General features: G+C 58.1%; 14 protein-coding genes. 3 read left to right on the top strand and 11 right to left on the bottom strand.

Annotated elements, in window-relative coordinates; all coding sequences use genetic code 11:
• A partial coding sequence (locus tag EYB53_RS12595) for a tetratricopeptide repeat protein (protein WP_167857378.1) occupies positions 1-1499 on the bottom strand: 1499 nt, incomplete at its 3' end.
• A 134-nt stretch (positions 1500-1633) separates the two neighbouring features.
• Positions 1634-3160 (bottom strand): MFS transporter, encoded by a 1527-nt coding sequence (locus EYB53_RS12600; RefSeq protein ID WP_135478536.1) that lies wholly within the window; start codon positions 3158-3160, stop codon positions 1634-1636.
• Positions 3161-3718: 558 nt separating this feature from the next.
• Between EYB53_RS12600 and EYB53_RS12605 the strand changes: the two genes are divergently transcribed.
• Positions 3719-4270 carry a CvpA family protein gene (locus EYB53_RS12605; RefSeq protein ID WP_135478537.1) on the top strand — a complete coding sequence of 184 codons (552 nt, stop codon included), beginning with the start codon at positions 3719-3721 and terminating at the stop codon, positions 4268-4270.
• A 77-nt stretch (positions 4271-4347) separates the two neighbouring features.
• Here the strand turns inward: EYB53_RS12605 and EYB53_RS12610 are convergent, their stop codons facing one another.
• The gene (locus EYB53_RS12610) at positions 4348-6591 is read right to left on the bottom strand and encodes an NADP-dependent malic enzyme (protein WP_135478538.1); all 2244 of its coding nucleotides are present in this window, start codon (positions 6589-6591) and stop codon (positions 4348-4350) included.
• Between the two features lie 136 nt (positions 6592-6727).
• A complete protein-coding gene (locus EYB53_RS12615) occupies positions 6728-6949 on the bottom strand; it encodes a hypothetical protein (RefSeq protein ID WP_097653766.1) in 222 nt (73 codons plus the stop codon).
• Between the two features lie 141 nt (positions 6950-7090).
• Here EYB53_RS12615 and EYB53_RS12620 point away from each other — a divergent pair, with 141 nt between their 5' ends.
• Positions 7091-8284, top strand: coding sequence for an MFS transporter (locus EYB53_RS12620; RefSeq protein ID WP_167857379.1), 1194 nt, complete (start codon positions 7091-7093; stop codon positions 8282-8284).
• A 65-nt stretch (positions 8285-8349) separates the two neighbouring features.
• On the opposite strand, the gene EYB53_RS12625 is transcribed toward EYB53_RS12620, so the two are convergent.
• Positions 8350-10374, bottom strand: coding sequence for an ATP-binding protein (locus EYB53_RS12625; RefSeq protein ID WP_135478540.1), 2025 nt, complete (start codon positions 10372-10374; stop codon positions 8350-8352).
• Positions 10375-10629: 255 nt separating this feature from the next.
• On the opposite strand from EYB53_RS12625, the gene EYB53_RS12630 reads away from it, so the two are divergent.
• Complete coding sequence (locus EYB53_RS12630) at positions 10630-13935, top strand: FG-GAP repeat domain-containing protein (RefSeq protein ID WP_135478541.1); 3306 nt, start codon at positions 10630-10632, stop codon at positions 13933-13935.
• 122 nt (positions 13936-14057) lie between these two features.
• Here EYB53_RS12630 and EYB53_RS12635 read toward each other — a convergent pair whose 3' ends face one another.
• From EYB53_RS12635 to EYB53_RS12660, 6 genes are all read right to left on the bottom strand, one after another.
• Positions 14058-15116, bottom strand: a complete 1059-nt coding sequence (locus EYB53_RS12635) for an ABC transporter ATP-binding protein (protein ID WP_135478542.1) — start codon at positions 15114-15116, stop codon at positions 14058-14060.
• Positions 15117-15131: 15 nt separating this feature from the next.
• On the bottom strand, positions 15132-15926 hold the full coding sequence (locus EYB53_RS12640) for an ABC transporter permease (RefSeq protein ID WP_135478543.1): 795 nt from the start codon (positions 15924-15926) through the stop codon (positions 15132-15134).
• Positions 15923-16846 carry an ABC transporter permease gene (locus EYB53_RS12645; RefSeq protein WP_135478544.1) on the bottom strand — a complete coding sequence of 308 codons (924 nt, stop codon included), beginning with the start codon at positions 16844-16846 and terminating at the stop codon, positions 15923-15925. Before EYB53_RS12645 ends, EYB53_RS12640 begins: the two co-directional genes overlap by 4 nt.
• 107 nt (positions 16847-16953) lie before the next feature.
• A complete protein-coding gene (locus EYB53_RS12650; protein ID WP_135478545.1) occupies positions 16954-18129 on the bottom strand; it encodes an ABC transporter substrate-binding protein in 1176 nt (391 codons plus the stop codon).
• Between the two features lie 173 nt (positions 18130-18302).
• Positions 18303-19235 (bottom strand): serine/threonine-protein kinase, encoded by a 933-nt coding sequence (locus tag EYB53_RS12655; protein WP_135478546.1) that lies wholly within the window; start codon positions 19233-19235, stop codon positions 18303-18305.
• A gap of 29 nt (positions 19236-19264) precedes the next feature.
• Positions 19265-19741, bottom strand: a complete 477-nt coding sequence (locus EYB53_RS12660; RefSeq protein WP_135478547.1) for a PH domain-containing protein — start codon at positions 19739-19741, stop codon at positions 19265-19267.
• Between the last annotated feature and the right edge of the window lie 873 nt (positions 19742-20614).

A 20614-nucleotide genomic window follows, 5' to 3' on the forward strand; every position in this document is an offset into this window, starting at 1 on the left:
TTGACGTCGTCGTCGGTGATGGGGGCTTCTGCTTCGACCGGAATGGCGGCTTCGAGTTGGGCGATTTCGTCGTCGCTGAGGCCGAGGTCATCGAGCGAGAAGGGGGTCAGATTGACGTCGTCCTCGTCGGTGGTGGGTGCGACCTCTTCGACCGGGACAGCGGCTTCGAGTTGGGCGATTTCGTCCGCAGTGAAACCGAGGTCATCGAGCGAGAAGGGGGTCAGATTGACGTCGTCCTCGTCGGTGGTGGGTGCGACCTCTTCGACCGGGACAGCGGCTTCGAGTTGGGCGATTTCGTCCGCAGTGAAACCGAGGTCATCGAGCGAGAAGGGGGTCAGATTGACGTCGTCGTCGGTGATGGGGGCGGCATGCTCCACAGGCGCAACATCTTCAGTAAACGCAAAAGCGGATGTGGAAGGCTCAGCATCAGAAGGAGCAACAGACTCAGCCAGAGGAGGCTGCTCATCAAAACTGAACGGCGTCACCCCACTCTCTTCAGCGAAAGCGGTCTCCTCTTCAACGCCGGCCTCCATTGCCAGGAGACTAGCGAGGAAATCATCTTCATCATCAAAATCGCTCACAGGAGAGGATGGGGGCAGTTCAGGCAGCACCTCATCAGCGGTCACGACCGGCTCTACTGGGGGAGCGGCCTGCGCGAAGACGGCGTCTGGTTCTTCCCCGAGCGGGGCAGCGGGCGTCTCTTCGGCCTGGGTGCGTCGAGCCAACCAAACAGCCTCGTCCCATGCGGGCACGACAAGTTCTGGACCAACGATACCAGGCATCGGATCAAAGAGCGCATGGGCGACCAGTTCATAGGGATCGAGGGCCTGAGCGCGGTGCCAGTAGGCTTCACCGGCGGGATCGCCGCCAGCGAGGAGGATATAACCAAGGAGCAGATTCGCCTTGAGCACCTCGGGGCGCTGGGCGAGGATCTCCTCACACAACTCGACCACAGCCTCTTCCTGCCCATCGCGCCAGAGAGCCTCAGCGAGGCCAACGCGGGCATCAAAGCGCTCGGGATGCTCCTCAATCACGCCACGGAACTCTTGAATCGCCTGGGGGAGCATATGGCCCTTGGCATAGAGGCGTGCGAGCCCGGGGCGGCTCAAGCGGAGGGTTGCGCCCTCGGCCCCCCAGAGATCGGTATAGAGGCGAAGCAACTGCCCGCGCAATTCGGGCATATCGGGCCGAATCTCGAGGGCCTGTTCAAACTCAGCGATCGCGTGTTCAATTTTCCCCTGGCGTTCAAACGTAATCCCGAGGCCAACGTGAGCGGGAATGCTCTCGGGATCAACAAAGAGCACGCGGCTAAAGGCAGCCTCGGCCTGATCGAACTGACGTCCAGCGAGATAGGCCTCACCAAGAACCCGGTGAGCTTCAAGATTTTCAGGAAAGTGGTCAAGGATCTGCTGAGCCACACCAATCGCCTGATCGACCTGATTGGCCTCAAGATAGTTGCGGGCCTGATCATATGCGGCTTGCAGGCTCATCGTAGCCATGCGAACGCCTCCTGCTATACTTTGCAGAGCGGTGGGGGAGGAAACATCATGAAGGTGAGCAGGGTACAACACCAGCTATCAGCATACTACCCCGCCTTTAATGCGTAAAGTATATGCTGAATACAAGGCTGATGTCAAGGGGAAGCGAGCGTACGCCAAAAGACAGCGGCCATGAAGATACGACCGAGGGACGTGAGCAGAAAGAGGAACGCGAGTCCGGTCACCGTAACCATCCCGAGGCTGAGATGGATCTGGGCAAACCAGAGCGCGAGGGTTCCGCCGAAGAGGCCAGCGATCAAGGTTCCGAAGCCAGTCACGGCCCCATAGCCAGCGATAGCGGAACCGCGATGGGCGGCGGGAGCGCGTTCCATCAAGACATTGGACAGCCCCTGGGTCAGGCCGGGCCAGAAGACACCGGTAAAGATCGCGGCGAGCCAGATTGGGAAGAGATTCGTGGGGGTGGCGACGACCCAGGCGAGGGGCAGGGGCACCGTACCGAGGATACACCCAACGAGCACCAACCGCGAGCCAAGGGTATCCTGCAGACGTCCAACGAGTGGATTAAAGACGAGTGAAACCGCACTCGTAACAATCACTGTGAGGCTCAGGGTCGAAAAACTGATCCCAAGGACGGTCAAGCCATAGGCAAAGAAAAAGGGCGAGGCAATACCCGTCACGAGCGCCCAGCCGACATTAGCCATGACAAACGAGCGAAACGAAGGTTCCTGAAAGGGGGCAATGAACATTTTGCTGAGGCGCATCTGCGGTTTGGGTTGGACGGGTGGTTCAGCCTGGCGATGGATCAGCAGGGCTGCACCGATAGCTGCGAGCACAGCAACCGCAAAAATAAGCGCATAGCCTGTTGCCTCGCGGCCTTGAAGGCGAAAATGGTCAATTGTAAGACCAGCCAGGAACGTGGCAATCATGGCCGACAGCGTCGCCACGGTATTACGGATCCCAAAGTAACTGCCACGGCGACGAGGGGGCACAAGATCGCTCATCCAGCTCAGCCAGGCATTACCGGCGATACCATTGGCGGCATAGGAACAGGCCAGCAAGGCAAAAAAGGTCAACAAGCGTGTATCTTCGGTGAGCGCGAGGAAGGGCAAGGTGAGGAGTGCGGCCCAGATCAAACGACCGACGAGGGTACCGGCCAGCACCAGGCGGCGGCGATGCCCAAAACGATCTTCGAGATAGGCTGCGACAAACTGGGTCAACTGCCCAATGAACGGGAGCGCACCGAGGATACCGATGTGCAAGCTATTGGCGCCCAGCAACACGGCAAACCCGGTCAAAAAGACACTGCCACCGATGGCCCCGGTGATGGCAAGATGGACATTAGCGACCGCACCTTCAATGGTTGAAAGGCGCAGGGCCTGCCGCACTTCGGCCTGCGTGAGGCTTGATGGTGGTGACTCAACGCCAATGAGAGCCTGTTCAGGCTCGTAAGGGGCCGCAGCGAGGTTGTCGTGCGGCCTCGCGGCGTGTTCTTCCCGATGCAGCGGTGGCAGCTCGGTTGGCGCATTGGTCAATGGCGGCAAGGCAACCGAAGGATCGATCGGCGGCTCGTCGGTGAGGAGATTAGCCTGAAGTGCTGGCTCGACATTGAGGGCATCAGAGGGAAGCGGAGCGGGACAAGATCCCGTTGCAAGCGAGCTCATAGGTAGAAATCCCCGAATCAAATGGCAACGAAGAAGTAACAGTTTCGGCTTGGGAGCAGTTTTGCCGCTGCGGGCGTGGACGACGCGTATGTGGGGGGGCGGGTCACCCGCGCTCCCGGGCCACGAAGTACCGGGAAACCTCGTTTTTATCGGAGTGCCGCCTTCAGTCGGCTGAGTCCGCCTTAGGCCGACTGATGGTTTTTAAGCATTACATCAGGGAGTGCCAACTTCAGTCGGCTGAGCCGGAAGCCGACTGAAGGCGGCACTCCCATAGACCCGATGTGTTATTGAATATTCATACGTCGGCACTACAACGGTCACATTCAAAGGCGCTTTCTGAAACCATGTCTAAGCAACACAACCCGCCTGAGACCTCGCAGGTCTTCAAGACTTGTGAGGTCTGACGGGCATTCAACGGCACATGGCATGAACCCATCACTTCTATGGTAATACATGGGTGAGCGGTGTCAACTGTCTAAAGACTGAGATCGGGCTGAGGAGGCGCTATGTTATAATCCTTGCGCACATACCTACCCGATTAGGGAAGAGGAGCGCGGCATGAATTTTATCGATCTGGTACTGATTCTTCTCTTCATCGGAGCGATTGCGGCTGGTTTTTTTCAAGGCATGATTCGTCTCCTCATCGTCATTGTCTCGCTCTATCTTGCCATTGTGCTCGCCAGCCTCTATTATGCTCCGCTGGGAGAATTTTTTGTGCGCAGCTTTGGGAGTGAGCGTTTTGTTGCTCAGTACATTGGTTTCACGATCGTCTTGATGCTCGCCTTTATCTTTCTCACGGCGGCCGGGATCTACACCTTTCGGTATGCCCAACTACCGGGAAGCCTGGAATACCTGGATCGTGTCATTGGCACGTTGCTTGGCATGTTTTTTGGCGTCATTCTGATCGGGATTTTATCGATTCTGATGTGGAATCTGATGATTGCGCGGGGCGGGCAAAATATCGGCCTGCCCCTCTTTAGCATGCTTGGGAACAGCATCGCCAACTCATTTGTCTTGCGCTATTTTGCGACCGTGTTGTTGCCATTGGCGTACAACTATATTGACCCCATTCTGCCTGAAGCGGCGAATTTACTGTTCATCGTCAGGTAAAGGTTGCTGGTGCGCTCATACGCCCACCAGCAACGCTGGTGGGCGTATGAGCGCCATCGCATGCGCATGGGTGCTCTTTACCCCTGGGCGTCAACCGCGGCAAAAGCGGCGAGGTTGACGATATCGCGCACCTCATCGTCGGGGAGCAAAATATGCACCGAGCGTTTCATGCCCATCAAGATCGGACCAATCGCCTCGGCCTCACCAAGGCGCTGGGTCAACTGATAGGCAGTATTGGCGGCATCGAGATTGGGAAAGATGAGCACATTCGCCTTCTTGACGCGACTGAAGGGATAGAGTTGCTCAGTAATCTCGGGGACGAGGGCCGAATTGACCTGCATTTCGCCATCGACAGCGAGATCGGGGCGGCGTTCTTGCAGAATGCGGGCAGCCTCGGCCATCCGTTGCGGGCTTTCTTCCTGGGGGGCGCTGCCAAAATTAGCAAACGAGAGCATCGCGATGCGTGGATTGATGCCAAAGCGGGTGGCGACTCCGGCGGCAAGTTCGGCAATATTGGCAAGTTCTTCGGCCGAGGGTGTGACATTGATCGCGGTATCGGCGAAGAAGACGACGCGGTCGTGGACGATCATCATCTCGCAGCCTGCGGCGCGTCGGACACCGGGGCGGGTGCCAATCACCTGGAGGGCGGGGCGCAAGGCTTCAATATAGTTCGAGGTGAGGCCAGAGAGGAAGGCATCGGCTTCACCGCATGCAAGCATCAGCAGGCCGTGATAGTTGGCCCGCATCGCCAGTTGACGGGCCTCGATATGGGTCAACCCCCGGCGTTTCCGCCGCTCGAAGAGCACCTCGGCATAGTGTTCGAGGCGTGGTGACTCACGCGGGTTATAGACTTCGGGCTGATAATCAAGGCCAAGGCGCTGGATATTATTGGCAATGACCTCGGGCCGTCCTAGCAAGATGGGCATACCAAGGCCCTGGGACTGGATAGCAGCGGCAGCACGAATAATGCGATCCTCCTCACCCTCGGCGAAGACCATGCGTTTCGGATTGCTCCGGGCCTTATTAAAGATTGAGCGCATCAACGTCCAGCCCTTGCCGAGACGGCTTTCGAGGGCATCGCGGTAGCTCGCGAGATCGACGTGACGGCGAGCCACGCCTTCTTCCATCGCCGCCTCGGCAATCGCCGGGGGAACCCAGAGCAAGACACGGGGGTCAACGGGTTTGGGCAGGATATACTCTGGCCCAAACCGCAGACTATCGAGGTGATACGACTTGAGCACCGAGTCGGGGACATCCTCGTGAGCGAGGGCTGCGAGGGCGTGGGCGGCAGCGAGCTTCATCTTATCGGTAATGCGTCGGGCGCCCACATCGAGTGCGCCGCGGAAGATGAAGGGGAAGCCGAGCACATTGTTGACCTGATTGGGATAATCGCTGCGCCCGGTGGCGACAATCGCATCAGGCCGGGCGGCTCTGGCCTCGGGATAGGGGATCTCGGGGTCGGGATTGGCGAGGGCAAAGATGATCGGTTGCGGCGCCATGCCCTGAAGCATTTCACCGGTAACGGTATTGGCAGCTGAGAGGCCGAGAAAGACATCGGCCCCTACGAGGGCATCGGCCAGCGTCCGTGCCGTTGTCTCCTGAACAAAGCGAGCCTTGAAGGGGTCGATGGTTCCGGGGCGACCGGCGTAGATCACGCCCTTGGTATCACAGAGGGTAATATTGCCACGGGTCAACCCAGCGAGCACAAGCAACTCGGCGCAGGCAATGCCAGCGGCGCCGGCCCCAGCAATGACGAGGCGAGTTGCGGCCATGGTGCGACCGGTCAACTCGAGGGCATTGATCAGGCCTGCGGTGGCGATAATCGCGGTACCGTGCTGATCATCGTGGAAGACCGGGATATCGAGGAGTTCGCTGAGGCGTTGTTCGATATAAAAACATTCGGGAGCCTTGATATCTTCAAGGTTGATCCCGCCAAAGGTTGGGGCCATGGCCTGGACAACCTGAATAATCTGGTCAGGATCAGTGAGGTCAAGCTCAATATCAAAGACGTCAATATCGGCAAAACGTTTGAAGAGCAGCGCCTTGCCTTCCATCACAGGCTTGCTGGCCAGGGCGCCACGATTGCCCAGGCCCAAGACTGCGGTGCCATTCGTGATCACGGCCACAAGATTGCCTTTGGCGGTATACTCGTAGGCGAGTTGTGGATCATTGGCAATTTCGAGGACGGGAATAGCAACGCCTGGCGTATAGGCCAGGCTCAAATCGTACTGGGTTAAACTTGGTTTGGTTGGGACGACGGCGATTTTGCCTTTGCGTCCTTCAGAGTGATAACGCAGCACTGAATCACGCGAAATATCCATAGAGGGCTCCTGATCCTGATCATTGGCACATACGCGTGGTAGTGTACCACGCATTGGCGAGGCAAAAAAATGCAGGACAAGCATGGCTTGCCCCGCATTGTGTGCGGTCGATGGGGAATTATACAGCGGTCAGGAGCTACGCATACTCTTCTTCAAACTCACGCCAGCGCAACGCACCGATGCCTACTGTACCTGCCGTTGCCCGTTCCTGGAGCATATGCACCAGGTTGAGATCTTCGGCCTCGCGGAGGGAGTGCAACACTTCGCGCCACAAATCAGGGCTCAACACGACCGAGGTAATGTTGTTGCGGGAGTCAACAGTAAACTGCACGTTGCGGGCGAGTTCTTCCGTTGTCATGAGGGCTACCTCCATGGTAGAGAATATGGGACGGCGCCTGGTAAAAGTGAAGACGGGTCGGGCTATGATGCAGGCTGTGATTATATGGTGCGCCGCTGTTTCTCATTGTAGATGGTTGAGATACAAAGAAGGTTCAAAGATTTGCGATCACGACAATTGGTGCTGATTGGCCTGATGTTTGTCGGTTTTATCAGTCTGGGCCTACCTGATGGTCTGTTGGGGGTCGCGTGGCCTTCAATTGCCGCCACCCAGGAGGTTGGGCTTGGGGCCCTGGGGTATCTGCTTGCGGCTGCTTCGGTGGGCTTTTTGACGGTAAGTATGTTGAGCGGTCGCATTCTGGCTCGGCTGGGGGTCGGGGTCTTATTGGCGGTGAGTTGCCTGGTGACGGCGCTGAGTCTGCTTGGCCTGGCACTTGCGCCAGCGTTCTGGATGCTCTTGCCGATGGCGATGTTACTGGGGGCGGGGGGCGGCGCGATTGATGCCGGGTTGAATACCTATGCGGCTGCCGCGACCAGCCCGCGGGTACTGGCCTGGTTGCATGCCTGTTATGGATTGGGGGCGGCGGCGGGGCCATTTTTGATGACGGGCTTGCTGGTGCGTAACCAACCCTGGCAGATCGGGTATCTGCTGGTGGGCGGCGGGCAACTGGTGCTGGCGCTGGCTTTTTTCTTGAGTCGCCAGCGCTGGGTTGCTGATGGGCCGGTCACGCACGAACACGCTGTGCGTAGCCCCGTCGCGTTACGTACCACTGCCAAGTTACCGACAGTCTGGTTGAGCATCCTGGTTTTTGCGCTGTACACCGGGCTAGAGGTGAGTGTTGGGCAATGGAGCTACACCCTTTTTAGCGTTGGGCGCGGGTTTGATCCAGCTAGTTCGGGGCAGTGGGTTGGTTTTTACTGGGCTGGCTTGACGCTCGGCCGGGTGGTCGCGGGCATCGTGGCCGGGCGTTTCAGCCAGACGACCTTGCTCTGGGCGGGGAGTCTGGGGGCCATGGTAGGTGCCGGTTTAATCGGCTTGCTCGCGGTGCCGTGGGCGGGCTTGACAGGCATGCTCTTGATGGGCTTTGCGCTCGCGCCGATCTTTCCTGCCCTGATCGCGACGACGGCGCAACGGGTTGGGAGCATGCATAGTGCGAATACGATCGGGTTTCAGATTGCCGGCGCTAATCTAGGCGCGGCGTTGCTGCCGTGGGGGATTGGCGTGCTGGCGGGGAACTATGGGGTTGGGCTCATTGGCCCGTTGCTGGTGGGCTTGGCGCTCATCTATCTGGTCGTTTTTGGGGTGGTGATGCGGAGCGGGAGTGGTGAGCGCCGTGTGGAAACGTCCGCGGGATAGGTCTGGTTATGCCACGGGATCGCTGATGGTTGGCGTGGGATGGGCCGGGGGTGCCTGGGCGATCTTCAAGACGGCTGTGGCGCGCTGGTCGCTGGCGGCCTCGGCTGCTCGCCTTCGTGGAAGCGACTGGTTGCCACATAGTAGCGTAACCAGGCTTCGATCGCTAGCTCGAGGTGGGGCACGGTGTCTCCCCTGGCGGCGTGATGCCAGGCCGCCCGGATATTCGCGAACTGGCGGCCCAGTTGCTGAACGGCATCACGTGGCGCGTGTCCAGCAAGCGCGTCCAGGTTTGTGTAAAGCAGTTTCAGGTAATAGCCACAATGCGCCATCCGTACATCGTCCTGTTCTGGGTCATTAGCGAGTTGTTCGTTGGCATAGTAACGTAGCATCTCGTGCAACTCGTAGTAGCCCTGATTATTGGTGCGCAACAGCGATTTGCCGAGGAACTGATCGAGGGTATAGCGCGACGTGCTGGCAACGCTACGTGCCGCTTCGGCGGTAAAGGGCCCCGCGAAGATCGCCAGGCGACGGTAGATGCGTTGCTCAAACGTATCAAGCAGTGCCCAGGAACGCTCGAACACAGCACGGAGGCTCTGGTGGCGGAGAGGGGCATCGTGGAGGGTGGATTGCAGGCGATCACGATCGTGTTCAAGGATGGCGGCAATGGTCGTGCAATTGAGCTGTGGGGTCAGGCCGGCGGCCAACTCGATGCCCAGGGGCAAGCCTTGGAGACTACGGCAGATCTGGCTGATGGCGAGCAGTTCTGAGGCCGGAATTGTGCCGGCATGCTCGAGGTGAGCGAGACGCAGGAAGAGTTGGATCGCGCTATAGGGTGGGGCAGCAAGGTCTGGATCGGCCTGTTCGGGTGGATAGTTCAGGCCTTCAACCTGGAGGCAGACCTCGGTACGCAAGTGCAAGCGTTCACGTGATGTCACAAGGAGTTGCACACCTGGGGCAGCCGCAAGGATCGCCTCGACCAGCGCGATGCCCTCGTCCCGAACGTGCTCGAAATTGTCGAGCACCATCAGCATCTCGCGCTTGGCCAAGAAATCCAGCAGATCCTCGCGAGGGTTGCGTTGCCCAGAGAGGGCCAGTTGGAGCGCCTCGGCGATGGCCTGGGCCAGATCGGCGCCGCTGGTGAGATTTGCGAGGGGCACAAAGCAGATGCCATCGCGCCAGGCGTAGTGCTGGTGGGCGGCCGTTGCCAGGGCGATGCGTGTCTTGCCAACGCCTCCTGGCCCAAGCAGCGTGACCAGGCGAAGGGGGGCAACAACCAGATATTGGTAAAGCAGACCAAGCTCATGTTCGCGTCCGACAAGGGGAAGGGTTACGGCAGGGAGGGAGGGCGGCCCACGCAGGCGCGCTATGCTGATGCGTGCATAGAGCGCATCAGTCTCGGGCATAGGCGCCAGCCCCATCCGTGCATGCAAGATCGTCTGGCAGGTCGTGTACTGTTCCAGGGCCGCCGTATACGCGCCTTGCTGGGCGAGCAAGTGCATCAGTTGGCGATGCGCCTGTTCGCGGCATGGATCAAGGGCAAGGAGCTTGCGGGTGGCCGTAATAGCCCTGGGCCAGGCACTGTGGCGGGTTGCCGTGGTGATCAGATCATCGAGGGCACCGAGCACCCGCCCGTGGTACCAGGTGCGCCGTTCGTAGAGCCATTCAGCAAAGGCGAGCTCGTGTTCGATCGCAACCCCGGCCATAAACTCGCCACGATAGAGCTGGATGGCCTGATCGAGCGTGTCAAGACGGGCTGGGTTGTCGAGATCATGAACCGTGCTGAGGAGTTGTTCAAACTGCTCGCTATCAAGTGTGACCAGGCCCTCGGGATCGAACGCCACACTCTTGCGATCGGCCTGGATATACCCGGCGGGGAGCACTTTTTGGAGACTATAGAGCGCCATGCGCAGATTGGCCTGGGCTCGCTCTTCGGCCATGTCGCCCCAGAAGAGCCCCGCGAGGGCGCGGCGCGAGTGCATGCCACGATGAGCAGCGAGATACCCCAGGAGTGCGAGTGATTTTTCGGGGGTAAAGAGGGCTGCCTTGCGTCCATCCACAACAAGTTGCATGGCACCGAGCAGAAAGAGCATAACGACATTTTAGCATGAGTCTTGCTTGCATTGACGTTGCGTTGACGGAACCTCCCTAAGATAGAATTATCCACTTTTTCTCGGTGTAACGCTTCATGCAAGGCATGCGTAGTGTGTGAAGTAGGTTTTTTGCTGCTTTGCGCCCTGGGAGCGAGGGCGTCCCGCCCTCGGGGGCGTTCGAGGGCGAGACGCCCTCGCTCCCAGGAATGTCGGAAAGCTTACGTTCCAGACTACTAATCAGAAGGAATATAACCTATGCGCTTGATTATGAGGTTGGCCCTTGCGAGTCTGTTCTTTTTCACGCTAGTCGGCAGCGTGCCGCTGGCACCACCTTCGGTTTCAGCGCAGCAGGGTGGCTCGATTCCGTTGCATCGTCCTGGGCAGCCTTCGAAGCTGACAAATCTCGAAGAGGTACTGGCCCAGAACCCTGGGCTTGATCCGCTTGCTGGCAGCGCAACGCTCCTTGATGCGGCCGACATTGTGTTGTTTTGGAATGGACCGACGCCAACAAGCACGACGCCGGATGATGTTGCCTACCACACCTTTTACGATGCGGCAGGCCCGGTCTTGCCGGTGACAAGTCCCTTAACGAATACGATCGACGCTGGATGGGCGATCACACCCACCGAGGCTTTGAGCCGTAATGTTGGCCCGGATGTTGGTCGTTTCCAGCGTAGCCCGATGGATGTGGTCACCTTCAACCTTGATGGCAACCTGCGCAGCAATGTTGTTGGTGCGTGGCCTGATCGTGAGCGCCGGGTGATCCTGTTTGTGCCCGAGTTGCAGGGGGGCGAGCAGGCTTTTACCTGGGAGCGAGCGTACACTGCTACGTCAGGCATTACACTGACGCGGTGGAGCGACGAGATGCGGCTGGCTGCGGGCGATCTTGATGCTGATCGTTCTGACGAAATTGCGCTGGCGTATCAGGGGGAAGACGGGCAGTTGCATCTCGAGATCTTTGATGGCAACGGGGGCCTCGAACTTCGTCGGCGTGCGGCGATAGCGGTGCAGGCTCCCGCCTCCACTTCCTCTAATATGCTCAATTTTGATCTGGCGGTTGGCGATTTCAACGGCAACGGGCAGAGCGAACTTGCGCTTATTGCGGTCGAAGAGAATGTGAACGAGAGTGGCTACTGGGGTATTTATGTTCAATTCTTCACCCTGGTGAACGATACGCTGGAGCCGCGCCTGAAAACGTATCTGGTTGGACCAGAGGTGGTCGAGACGCTGGTGTCGAATGCTTCGCCTGGCAATCTGGCGGTAGCTGCTGGCAATTTCGACGACGATGTCGCGCTGGAGCTTGCTTTTGGCTATGGGATCAATAGCAGTGACAAGCGTGAGAGTTTCGCCGGCATTTTCGATGTACGCGCCGATCTTGGGGCGGTCACGGAACGTGATCGTCAACGGGTTGATCAGAATGGAGCCTCCTTTCGCACGATCGCCGTTGGTGATATGAATCTCGATGGCAAGGATGAACTTGTTTTTTATATTGAAAACAACCTTCGGCTCTATCGGATCGACGATCAAGGCAAGCTTGCCCTGGTTGATAATCTGACGTCACTTGGAAATCGGGGGAGCAGTCGCCGCCCGGTGGCAATGGCCGATCTGAACCGCGATCTGCGGGCTGAAATTGTCGTGGTGAACTACCGCACCGACAGCCAGCGTCAAGAGACCCAGGTTATCGTCTATGGGGCTGACCTTGATGCGGGTGGCAACATCAGCAGCGTTGTCGAGCGTACGCAACTCACGCATGCGACGGTCAATCAACCTTGTTGCTCAACGGAATATGCATTGGCGCTTGGCGATTTTGATGGCGACCGCGTGCGGCTCGGCCCGCCGGTCTATCGGCGTGAGACGAATGTGGGCCAGGTGCTGGCGATCATCAACGCGCCGCCGAGCCATTTTGACATTCTGCCTGACGGCACCGAAATCAGCGTCAACGTCTGCCAGAACCCGAACATCCCCAGTGAGTGTGCGACCAGCGTCTATTACGAGACAAGCACCGCGACCAGCGAAATTGCGGTTGACATTCAACGGAGCTGGACTCTGGGGAGGAACAGTACGGAAGATGTGCAGGGGCCATCGGTGATTGACGAAGTCATCAACGAAATCAAGCGGATCAATGCGGCCCTCGTCCCACCAACTGATCCTTCGGCTGAAGATCTGATTCGTTATATTGAGCAAAATGTGATCAATCTGAATGGGCCTGAAATTGTGACGCGGATGATTGATCTGCTCAACAGCGGCAACAACGTGCTTGGCTCGCATGTTGCCACAAGTATCGAGCGCAGCTATGGCACCAACTTTGAAAAAGCTACCACCCGCATCGAGACCGTGCGCCTGCGGCAGTCGATTCTGGCGGGGCGTGACGACGTCATCATTCGTACCGAGAGCGACTATGACACCTGGGAATACCCGATCTACACTGATGAAAGCAACACCGTAGGCGGGCATTTGCTGGTCGTCTGGCCGGTCTGTGATAACAACCAGTGCAACGTCAGCGCTGAGACGATTGTGCCGGGCAAACGGCTTGCTTCGGGCTATGTGCCGAGTCACGAGCCGCTGAATCTCTTGTCGTACCCTCGTGAGGCGCCACCGAACTATCGCCTGTACAACCGGATTGCGCAGTTTCGGCGGGTCAGCGTGGGCGAACAAGTCACCGAATTTGAGTTGACATTGAGTAAAATCCGCGAAGACCGGGGCAGCAACAGTCGTTCGCAGAACATCGTCAACGGGCGCGAGGTCCAGACAGGCGGTGCCGAAGGCTCAGTCGAAGTGAGTGCCGGGTTAGATTTTGGGTTCTTTCAGATCGGCGGCTCGGCCTCATCAGATTACAAACGGCCCTACTTTGTCGAGCGCTACAGTGATGAATATGGGTCGGAGCGGATCTCGAACCACGAATTCCGACTTCAGGAAGATACCGTGGTGCGGATCAGGATTGGCGCGTTGACCGGCGAGGCGGTACGTTTCCCCTACCGCGTCGAACCATTTGTCTACTGGTCGCCTGGCTTCAACGCCTTTGTGATTGACTACGCGGCCGAGCCCATTGTTGAGCCGGGCAATGGCTGGGATCAATACTACAACCAGCCTGATCCGGCCTTCAACCTCCCGTGGCGGCGAGGCGATCAGGGCGAGGCGCTGCGTCGGTACACCCGCGAGATCAGAGTGCTACCGGCGTTACCCGAACCGGGCGAACAGGTGCGTGTGCAGGTACCGATCCACAACTATGGTCTGCAAGATCAAAATCAGAGCTTCAGCGTGGCCTTCTATCTTGCCGACAGTGGTTCAACGAACCCACAGAACCCGCCTGGCCCGGATCGCCTGATTGGGCGCACCGTTGTTGACGGCATCCCGGCGCGAAGTTCGGTGAACGCAGAGGTGAACTGGATCACCCCGGCAGAGCGGGGGCTGTATACGATATATGCCGTGATTGAACCTACCGCAGGGCAACTTGCGCAAGTTCGTGCCGACAATGATGCGGCCTACGGGTTCATCAGCGTTGGCAGCAGCGCACAAGGCCTCCTGGTGCCACGGGCTTATCTCCCGTTTGTCCGGCGCTAGAGACGTTGTCATACTTGCTGCAACGCGATGATGCGGCGCTAGGGACGTTGTCATACCTGCTGCAACGCGATGATCAAGGCCAGCGAAGCTGGCCTTGATCATCGCGTTGCAGCATATAAATGCTAATCAGACTTTTCGATCAACCAGCAGGCATTCACTGGAAAGTGAATGGTGTGGGTTTCGCCGATGCGCGGCAGCTTGAGCGTATGTTCGTTGAAAACATCGAGCGAGAGCGGATGATGTTCGATGCGTAGACCGATACGAACAATCGACCCCAGGTAGGTGACCGATTCCACCTCGCCGCTGAGGGTATTGGTGTCTGGCTTTGCACCAAGATTGATCTCTTCGGGGCGGACAGCGAGTTGCACTGGTCGCCCATTGAGCTTGCCAAAGCGCCCGGCGCGCAGCGTCTGGCGACCGAGGCTTATGACCCCATCGGTGGGATTGAGCACGGTGACTGGCAACAGATTGATATGTCCAACGAAACGAGCGACGAACTCGGTCGCCGGTGCATTATAGATTTCAGTTGGGGTACCGACCTGTTCAATCTTGCCCTTGCTCATCACCACAATGCGATCCGAGAGTGACAGCGCCTCTTCTTGATCGTGGGTTACATAGATGGTCGTAATGCCCAATTGCCGTTGAATACGGCGGATCTCGTGACGCAACTCGAGGCGGATCTTGGCATCAAGCGCCGAGAGTGGCTCATCGAGCAAGAGCAGCTGAGGGCGAATCGCGAGCGCGCGGGCGAGGGCCACACGCTGCTGTTGACCGCCTGAAAGTTGGAACGGATAGCGCTGAGCAAACTCCTCCATCTGGATCAGCGCGAGCATCTCGTGGACGCGCTGCATGATTTCGGCTTTGCTTTTGCTTGTGATTTTCAGGCCATAGCCTACATTGTGCGCGACCGTCATATTTGGAAAGAGCGCGTAGGACTGAAAGACCATGCCCACATTGCGTTTATTGGGCGGGGTATTGGTCAGATCATTGCCATCAATCGTGATGGTGCCTGCGGTTGGTAATTCAAAGCCGGCAATCATACGCAAGGTGGTTGTTTTGCCACAGCCACTTGGCCCGAGGAACGAGATAAACTCGCCCTGGTTCACCGCCAGATTAAAATCCTCAACGACAACAGCAGCGCCAAACGCCTTGCGGATATGGCTGAGTTCAAGATGAGTCATGTCTTCTCCCGCACCTTATCGTCCAGTCAACTGCCGGGTTGTACCGCCCTGACTGACGATTTGGAGCAACCCGAGGCTAAACCAGGTAAGGGCGTAACTAATAATTGCCAGCGCAGCCGGCTCATAGGCTTTGGTCAACCCCAGGAGCGCCATATAAGGGGCGAGGGCGGGGCGCACCAGGAAACTCGCGAGAATAAGTTCACCCATCACCGTCGCAAACGAGATCAGCGCACCACTGAGGATCGCAACGCGGAGATTCGGCACAATCACATAGACCAGCACCTGGAACCAGTTTGAACCAAGGCTTTGGGCCGCTTCGGTAAGGGTACGCACATCAAGGGCACGCATGCCGACATCAATCGCCCGGAACATAAAAGGCATCGAAATCACCACATACCCGGCCACAATCAGCATATCAGTGGTGAAGGCATGGAGCGTCAATTGGAAGGGAGGGCGCGAAAACGTCCGAATCAACCCGAAGACATAGACGATGGTCGGAATAACAAAGGGCAAAATCGTGATGATCTCCATGATCGGACGAGCCTGGGGCACCTTCAGATACATCCAATAGACCGTTGGCACAAACAGGATAATGCTGACAACAATCGTGATCAGGGCCATAAGGGTCGAGTACTGAAACCCCCGCCAGAAGCGAGGATCGGCAAAAACGATCTCATAGGCCTTCAGACTGATCGTATTGCGTTCCATGCGCAACGAGAAATCGAGCGTTCCATACATCGGCAAGAGAAAATAGAGTGCCGCCAGCACGATCCAGAAGATCGCCCACCAGTTGATCTGTTGTGCTTTCATACTTTCATCCACCGTGACGCCTGGCGTTGCAACATACTGTAGGCCACGATGGTAATGGCCATAACGACCACCATGCCCATCGCCATCGCATAGCCTTCGTGAGGATTGCCCAGGACGTCCCCACGGATCTGTTGACCGACAAAGATTGTGACTAGCGGAATACTGCCGCCCGTCAACGCCTGAGCGGTCGCGTAGGCACCAAAAGCATTGCCAAAGAGCAGAATGCTTGCCCCGAGGATCGAAGGGGTGAGCACCGGCAGCGCAATATCGCGCCAGTACTGCCAGGTAGAAGCCCCCAGATTCGCCGCCGCTTCGCGCCATTCTTTGCGCATCCCTTCGAGCGCGGGCGTGATGGTCAGCACCATCAACGGGAACTGGAAATAGGTATAGGCCAAGACGAGGCCGGTCAGACTATAGAGACTGAAGCCGTGGTCATAGGGATTAAAGGGGCAGATTTGCGTCCCATCTGGGCCAGGAAAGCAGACCTCTTTGAGCAGCGCCGTCACAAAACCAGTGCGTCCGAGGGTGGCGATAAACGCAAAGGCCAGTGGCACGCCACCAAAATTGGCGGCCAACCCGGAAAAGGTCATTATCAGACTACGCATCCAGCGTGGGGGATGGCCGAGGGTTATTGCTGCAGCCACGAAAAAACCAAAGAGACCGCCGATCACTGCGGTCAGCAGACTCACCTGGAGGCTCGTCATATATGCTTTGAGAACAAGAGGATTACGAAAAACGCTGAGATTTTCGAGGGTAAAGAAACCTTTATTGGTAACAAAAGCCCCGGTAAACAGATTCAGCGAAGGAATGATCAGAAACAAGAAAATGAAAAGAAAAAACGGCACGAGGCCGACCCAATTCCAGAGCGGGTGCTCGCGCCAGGCATTGTTACGATAGCGAGGTGGGGGGGATGTGCTCATAGCAACGACTGTCCCTTTGCAACGTGGAGGCACAGCAAAACACAGAAGGACACGGATGGACGAAAACCGTCCCATCCGTGTCATCCGTGGGTTGTTACCAGCACGATTTATTTGATATCGAGACCGACAACGCTATCCCACTGATTCTTGATCAACTCGCGGGCAGCGCTCAACTGGTCAGCATTGGGCACCACAGCGCTACTAATGATCGCGGGGTCGGGCAGTTTTGCTTTGAGGTCATCGGGTACGACCCCACGTTCGAGCATATCGGCAAGGCGAGCGGGAGCGCAGTAGCCCTGCATCCAGATCGTATGGCCTTCGTCTGAGTAGAGAAACTCTTGCCAGAGGCGAGCCGCAGCGGGGTGAGGCGCATACGCGCTGATCGCCTGGAGATAGAAACCGCCCCAGTTGACCGACGCAGGATAGATAATTTCGAGCGGCGGATTGCCGTTAAAGGACTCGGCATTGGCGAGCGCCAGGTAATTCCACTGGAACGTGATTGGTGTTTCGCCCTTGGCGATCGAACCAGTATTCGCGATCAGGGGCAGCAAGTTGCCATTGGCATTCAACGCTTTGAAAAACTCTAGACCAGGCTCGATATTATCGAGCGAACCGCCATTCGCAAGCGCCGCGGCATAGACACTCTGGGCGGCCTGGTTGGAGGCGCGAGGATCACCAGCGAGCGCTACCTGGCCCTCATATTTTGGATCGAGCAAATCGGCCCAATCCTGGGGCACATCTTGAATCACATCCAGGTTGACCTCGAAGACCATGACGCCGTTGTAATCGGTGTAATAGTAGCCATCGGGGTCTTTGAGCCCATCAATCGTATCCCAGGTCATGACCTTATACGGAGAGAGCAGACCTTCATCCTTGGCGAGTGGGCCGAAAGCCGGACCAACGTCAAGCACATCGGGGGCCTGGGGGCCTTTGTTTTCGCGATTATCGCGGACAGCCTGCAATTCATCAGCGGAACCGGCTTCAGGGTTGATTGAATTGACCTTGATGCCATACTTTTCGCTAAACGTTGCCATCATCGTGCCATAGTTGCACCAATCATCAGGCAAGGCAATGACATTCAATTCGCCTTCTGCCTGTGCCGCCGCAATCAGGGCCTCCATCCCACCGCCTTCAGTGGCAGAGGTCATGGTGCTCCAGTCAATCGCAGCAGGGGCGTTTGTTGAGGCAACCGGGGCGGCAGGAGTTTGTGAACCACAGGCTACGAGGAGGATCGTAGCTACCAGCAGAAGGGCCAGGCCATGGGCGAAACGGGCGACTTTCATACGCTCTCCTTAACTTGGATGCAAGTGAGGTTTCTCACCTTGCAATTGTAGTGATCTTGTAGATCAGATGTGTTAAGGAGGTGTATTTCTTTGATTAAGTCTTGATTAATCTTCTGCTGGCGAACATCGTTCGCCAGCAGAAGGAACGGGTTTTTAGGGCGACAGACCTAACGTTAATACGCTAGCACTCCTCCCAGGGCCAGTCCTGCTAGCACCAGGATGGCAAGCATCGTGATGATGCAGAGTCCGATGATACGGGCTTGTTGAGCGCGTTGCCGCCGTGCAGTGCGCAGGTCGACGGCTGGCAGGGTTGGCACTGGTTGCGCACGGCGGCGGCGGTTGCGTTGGGCGATGTCGACAACCCGGCGGATATCGGCAAGCCCTACCCGGCGTCTGGCTTGCAGTGGTTCCTGGGCCTGGGCCAGGACGACGTGGACGACCTCGGGCACATTCAGGTGGGCAAAGAGATCGGTCAGCACCAGGCTCAAGGCATAGAGATCGCTCGATTGGTCGAGCGGCAACCCGGCGTACTGTTCAGGGGCGGCATAGCCGGGTGTGCCGATACCGCGCAACTCGGGCGGGTCGCTGTTACAGGGTCGTGCAAGGCCCATATCGAGCAAGATCACGCTGCCATCAGCCTGGACCATCACATTGCCGGGATGGAGGTCGCCGTAGACCAGATTGGCCTGATGGACGAAGCTGAGCGCCTGGATCAGCGACGCGGCGATGGTGAGGGCCCGGGCTTCGGTGAGCGGTTTGGCCTCAAGGATCGCGTCAAGCGTCTGGCCTTCGATATAGGTTTGCACCATATAGAAGCCGATATGATCGCGGTTGAGGGTGACGAGCCTGGGAAACGGCCCGTCAAGCTGGGCGAGCGTTGCCGCCTCGCGGAGGAAAGCGAGCAACGCATCATTGGGGGGCAAGCCTCGCGCGGTGGGCGCGAGGCTTTTCACGACACAGACGGTACCAGTATGACAATCGTAGGCGCGAAAGACGTGACTCATTGCCGTGCGGGCGAGTTGCGCCTGAAGGATAAAGCGTCCGCCAATCATCAGATCAAGGGGGCGTTCGTTGGTATAGAAGCCGGTTTTGTGTTCTTGTTCCACAGCTCTACCCCCTTTCTGTTGTCTTGAGGTCACGTAATCATCAGGAACCGTCGTTGTCTTTGCCCGGACATCATTTCGGCCTGGCGTGACATAATCATCGTCCGAAGCAGCGTAAAGTCTCCGAGTTCATGCATTGTCAGCGGGCTTGCGCCTGCCCCGACGCGGATCGTGCCATAATCGAGCATCCGCGCTATGAACGGTTGGTGATAGTCGGGCGTACACGTCCAGAGCGGCAGGCTATAGGTGCGCACTGCCAGCACCCCATAGCGGAAGATCAGCAGGTCACCCTGGATGCAGACCGCTTCGGTGCGATAGCGGAGGAAGACGATCAGTACCAGGGCCAGCGGGATCAGGGCAACCGTTGCGAAGACGACCTGTTTGACCACGACCGCCAGGCTCACGATGATGGCGGCACACCAGAAATAGGCCATCATCCTGAGGGCAACCCAGGGCATGTAGCGACGAAACACGTACGTGGCACTTGTGTGACGGTTGTGACTTGGCATCGCATATCCCTTTCTGTTCTTCCCGATACTTCACTGCCATGCGAACCTGACCCTCGCTGCCACGATGCTTTCGAAGGCTATCTATGGCTCAGTCTAAGCATACCGTACAGGGATAAAGATACCCTCGTAAGCTGCTACGATTTACCATCGTAATGCTCACAAGGGCGGGGATTTTCCTATGCAAAAACTCACAAAACGCTCTCAGGTGGTGTGTGTGCCACCAGGCCAGCGGAGCTGGCCTGGTGGCACGCAGGGGGGAGGGCACCCGCCAGGGGAGGGCACCCGCCAGGGGTGCCCGTACGGGGCCGGTGGCGGGGGCGGGACCCTCTTGGGGGTAGGTTTTTCATATGACGTGCGGGTCATGACCAGTGCTGCTCCGCTGATGGGCACACACACCGAGCGTGGCGCGATGCCAGCCGCAGGCGACGCGGCAACCGACCTCGGCGATCGGCCGGATCGGCACGCCCTTTGGGAAGCACGCCGACCGGACGCCCCCGCTGCCTCCGGCTCGTTCGTCTGGGGTGGATCGTCCTCCTGGTGCGGGCATGGAACCACCCCAAGGCATCCTCCTTGTCACCCCGAGCGGAGCGAGGGGTCTTCCATGGGCCGCAGTGAAGATTCCTCACGGCGTTCGGAATGACATGGCTGGCATTGCCTCCCGCTGCGCTCGCCGTGTCACTCCGCTGCGCTCGCCGTGTCACTCCGCTGCGCTCGCCGTGTCACTCCGCTGCGCTCGCCGTGTCACTCCGCTGCGCCCGCCCTGTCACCCCGAGCGGAGCGAGGGGTCTTCCATGCGCCGCAGGGAAGATTCCTCACTCCGTTCGGAATGACATGGCGGGCGTTGGCCCCCCTTGGTGCGGGCCCTGAACCAGC

The organism is Candidatus Chloroploca mongolica (assembly GCF_004762035.2).
Lineage (GTDB): Bacteria > Chloroflexota > Chloroflexia > Chloroflexales > Chloroflexaceae > Chloroploca > Chloroploca mongolica.

Coding starts and splice junctions, on each gene's coding strand:
- EYB53_RS12600 (WP_135478536.1), bottom strand. CDS start 3,160: ATGAGCTCGCTTGCAACGGGATCTTGTCCCGCTCCGCTTCCCTCTGAT.
- EYB53_RS12605 (WP_135478537.1), top strand. CDS start 3,719: ATGAATTTTATCGATCTGGTACTGATTCTTCTCTTCATCGGAGCGATT.
- EYB53_RS12610 (WP_135478538.1), bottom strand. CDS start 6,591: ATGGATATTTCGCGTGATTCAGTGCTGCGTTATCACTCTGAAGGACGC.
- EYB53_RS12615 (WP_097653766.1), bottom strand. CDS start 6,949: ATGACAACGGAAGAACTCGCCCGCAACGTGCAGTTTACTGTTGACTCC.
- EYB53_RS12625 (WP_135478540.1), bottom strand. CDS start 10,374: ATGCTCTTTCTGCTCGGTGCCATGCAACTTGTTGTGGATGGACGCAAG.
- EYB53_RS12630 (WP_135478541.1), top strand. CDS start 10,630: ATGCGCTTGATTATGAGGTTGGCCCTTGCGAGTCTGTTCTTTTTCACG.
- EYB53_RS12635 (WP_135478542.1), bottom strand. CDS start 15,116: ATGACTCATCTTGAACTCAGCCATATCCGCAAGGCGTTTGGCGCTGCT.
- EYB53_RS12640 (WP_135478543.1), bottom strand. CDS start 15,926: ATGAAAGCACAACAGATCAACTGGTGGGCGATCTTCTGGATCGTGCTG.
- EYB53_RS12645 (WP_135478544.1), bottom strand. CDS start 16,846: ATGAGCACATCCCCCCCACCTCGCTATCGTAACAATGCCTGGCGCGAG.
- EYB53_RS12650 (WP_135478545.1), bottom strand. CDS start 18,129: ATGAAAGTCGCCCGTTTCGCCCATGGCCTGGCCCTTCTGCTGGTAGCT.
- EYB53_RS12660 (WP_135478547.1), bottom strand. CDS start 19,741: ATGCCAAGTCACAACCGTCACACAAGTGCCACGTACGTGTTTCGTCGC.